This window comes from Streptomyces sp. NRRL S-495 (genome assembly GCF_000966955.1).
GTDB classification, from domain to species: Bacteria; Actinomycetota; Actinomycetes; order Streptomycetales; family Streptomycetaceae; genus Kitasatospora; species Kitasatospora purpeofusca.
This window is the reverse complement of record NZ_JZWY01001181.1, coordinates 1-2,822: the sequence shown is the minus strand read 5'-3', so window position 1 is coordinate 2,822 and position 2,822 is coordinate 1. Positions and strand designations below refer to the sequence as shown.

General features: G+C 73.6%; 1 protein-coding gene. It reads right to left on the bottom strand.

The window, feature by feature from the left end:
* Nucleotides 1–2,822: DNRLRE domain-containing protein (locus tag VR45_RS40315; RefSeq protein WP_045944948.1), on the bottom strand; the 2,822-nt coding region annotated here is incomplete at both ends.

The following is a 2,822-nucleotide window of genomic DNA, read 5'->3' as shown; positions in this document are numbered from 1 at the left end:
GCCGAGACCTGGTCGGCGAAGTCCCCGAACACCGCGGCGGTCGCGGTGGTGGCCGGCGCGTAGACGAACTCCAGGACGCGGCAGCCTCGGGTGGCGGGGGCGGCCTCGCACGCGCCGAGCGTCACCGCGCTGCTCGCCGCGATGATGCGCCGCGGGCGGGCGAGGGTGGCGCCGCCGGGGCCGGTGACGGCCTCGGACACGACCTCGGTGGTGGAGTTCGCCAGACCGTCGGAGAGCGAGGTGGTCACCGTCCAGACCGTCGCGGCGGGCGTGACCTTGGCGAAGGTGGTGACGCTGCCGTCGGTACCGGTCAGGGTGAAGGCGCCCGCGAAGCCGCCGGTCAGCGTGAGGTCCTCGGAGCCGGGTTCGGGCACCCAGCCGGTCCCCGCCGCGTCCGCCGTGAAGCGGATCCCGGTGCCGGACCTGGTGGCCACGTCGACCGAGGTGTCGGAGGTGCGGCGGACCGCGGTGTAGGTCGGGTTGGTGCGGGTGGCGACCGTGCCGGACACCCACTCCTTGCCGAAGACGGCGGCCTGGCCGTCCTGCCTCGCCCCGGCGTCCGGGACCCGGGATCCGGCGGTGCGGGTGACCGCCATGTCGAAGGCGGAGACATCGGTGCCGCTCAGGCCGAAGTTGCCGGTGAGCAGGTTCACCGAGCCGGGCCCGACCGCGGTCGACGTGGCGACCTCGGCGGTCCGGTCGACCACCACCTTGACGGCGTCCGAGGAGGCCGCGGCCGCGTTCGGCCCGGTGAAGTCGGCCCGGACCTGGACCGCCCCGTCCGGGGTGACGGTGTCCGTCGCGGTCCACGCCAGCGGGCGGCTGGCCCCGCCGGTCAGCGGCTGCGGCCAGGCCGCGACCGGCTGTCCGGCGTCGGTGACGGAACCGGGCGGGACCGGTGCCCAGGCGTCGGCGTCGGACCGGCGCCAGGAGAAGGTCACGGCGTCGAACCGGCTGGAGTCGGCCTCCGCGGACAGCGGGAGCCGGGCCGGGACGCGCCGTCCGTCGTCGACCCCGACGAGCCCGCCGGCACCGGCGTGGAAGGTGTACGTGAACGGCTCGGACCGGTTGTCCGCCTGGTCGACCGCCCGCACCTGGAGGGTGTTGGTGCCGCCCCTGGCAGGCGTGATCTGCAGCGGGACCGGCGTGGCGGCGCCGTTCGTCGCCACCCTGGTCCACCCGGCCCCGTCGAGCGACCACTCGATCCACCGGTGGTCGGCGGCGGGCGGGGTGACCACGAAGACGCCGGCCTGGCCCGCGCCCTTGACCCAGCCGGTCTCCGGGTAGTCGGCCGAGGTGACCGACACCGGGGCCGACGGCGCGCTCGTGTCGACGGTGAACCGCTTCCAGGGCGACCAGCCGAGGTTGTAGTGGGTCCCGTCGTACGGGTTCGAGCGGAAGCGGTAGGTCCGGCCGTTGACGAGCAGACCGGCCGGCACCGTGACCGATACCGCCTGGCCGCTGGCCCCGTACGGGGAGACCAGGAGGTTCCCCACCTGGGTGTCGGTGGTCTCCTCGAAGATCTGGAAGGTGCCGTCGACCCGGTCGTTGTTCAGGTCGGCGAAGGTGTCGCGCAGCGTCGGCGTGAGGGTGTTCACGACGTAGCCGCCGTCGGCCGGGAAGAACGGCGGTCCGGCCTGGAGGTCGGTGCCGGTCCTGGGCCGGTAGTTGTAGGTGACCGAGAGCTTGGGGATCTGCGCGGCGGCGTTGCCGGAGTAGAAGCGCTTCCACCCGGCGGTGCTGCCTTCGTTGGCGGCCCGGATGCCCAGCCCCTGGACGGCGACCGAGGGCTGCCCCGCCCAGTACTGCAGCAGGGAGGTCACGTCGGCGCTGACGTAGCCGCCGTTGGAGCAGTTCTGGCCCTTGGTCTCGGTGGAGGTGGCGTACCGCTGGTACCAGGTCGGCTGCGCGGTCCACCGGCTGGTGGTCTTCCCGGTGCCGCTGTCCCACACCTCCCAGGCGGCGGGTGCCTGGCAGTTCCAGGAGTGGTAGTTGAACAGCGACAGGGTCGCGCTGGAGACCAGCGCGTCCTTGATCGGCGTCATGTCCCAGCTGATGAAGGAGCGCGCGACACGCGGCTTGGTGTTGGGCCCCGGATCCGCGTAGTCCCCCGGCCAGCCGATCTTCAGCTCGGTCGAGGCGGACTCGTCGACCGTGTCGCCCTGCTGGACGAAGGTGTCGAACACGTCGGAGAGCACCGTGTCGGACGGGTCGACGGTGACCGGGTAGCGCGTCGCCGGGTCCGCCAGGAACGCCGCGTCGGGGCTCAGTCGCAGTTCGATGTCGTCGCCGGACTGCGTGACGGTGAGGCCGACCGGCGCCCTGCGGGTGTGCTCCAGCGAGCGCTCGTCGACGGTGGCGTCCCACATGACGGGCGCCGGCATGGTGCTGAGCCGACGGCCGGTCGCGCGCTCGCTGAACTCCACCGAGCCGTCCGGCTGTTGGACCGCGGTGACCCCCGGTGCCCGGATCGGCAGGACGAAGGTCGCGTCCTCGGCGGGGCGGCGCTTGAGCAGCAGCGACTGCTCGTACCCCGTCCGGGTGGCGTCGATGACGAGGTCCGCGCCGGGGAGCACGTCCGGGTAGGTCGCCCGGGAGCCGTCGGTCTGCGGCTGGGGCAGGCCGCCCTTCCAGCGCATCGACACGCTGCGGTCGCCCGCCGAGAGCGTGATCAGGTCCTGCGCCGGGGCGTTCACCGCCGCGGCGAACGACGCGGCCCGGCCGCCCTTTGCCGCGGCCAGGGTGAGCCCGCGCGGGTGCGCCTTGGCCGCCACGGAGCCGTCGGACTGCCGTCCGAACGACACGTCCACGTCCACCCAGTC